General features: G+C 61.8%; 1 protein-coding gene (cut by a window edge). It reads right to left on the reverse strand.

The window, feature by feature from the left end:
- Positions 1-318, reverse strand: partial view of a tetratricopeptide repeat-containing protein gene (locus GLA29479_RS26085; RefSeq protein ID WP_057973014.1) — the 5' portion only. The gene continues 24 nt to the left of window position 1, outside the view; the window shows 318 of its 342 coding nt (coding positions 1-318); it begins with the start codon at positions 316-318; its stop codon lies beyond the left edge, outside the window.
- Positions 319-401 lie beyond the last annotated feature (83 nt).

Raw genomic sequence — 401 nt, forward strand, 5'->3', positions numbered from 1 at the left:
AAACTGCTCAAGGTAGCGATCGGTAGCCTTGACCAGGCTGCCCTTGTTTGCGCGCGACACGAAGCGTTGCTTGTCGATACGCCCCAGCAGGCCTTGGTATTCCACGATTTCGGACGCCGCGTCCGCGGATGCTCCAGGCGCCTCGGCTGCGGACAGGGCTTTGTGTAGAAGTCGCTCGGCAGCATCGAGCCCGGAGAGGTCAATCAGTGCCTGAGCGTGGTGTTTGGCGATTGTCGGATCCAAGCCGACGCACGAGTACCAAGCCTCGCCCAAGCGTTGCGCATGGTAGAAATGGCGGTGCGCGTTCAGCGCGCGCATCGCATGCCTTAGTTCGTCGACAGTACGGCGCCGTTGGCCGTTTCCACATGAGGCGATAAGCAGATCCACCGCCGCTGCGAGCT

This window comes from Lysobacter antibioticus, assembly GCF_001442535.1.
Classification (GTDB): Bacteria; Pseudomonadota; Gammaproteobacteria; order Xanthomonadales; family Xanthomonadaceae; genus Lysobacter; species Lysobacter antibioticus.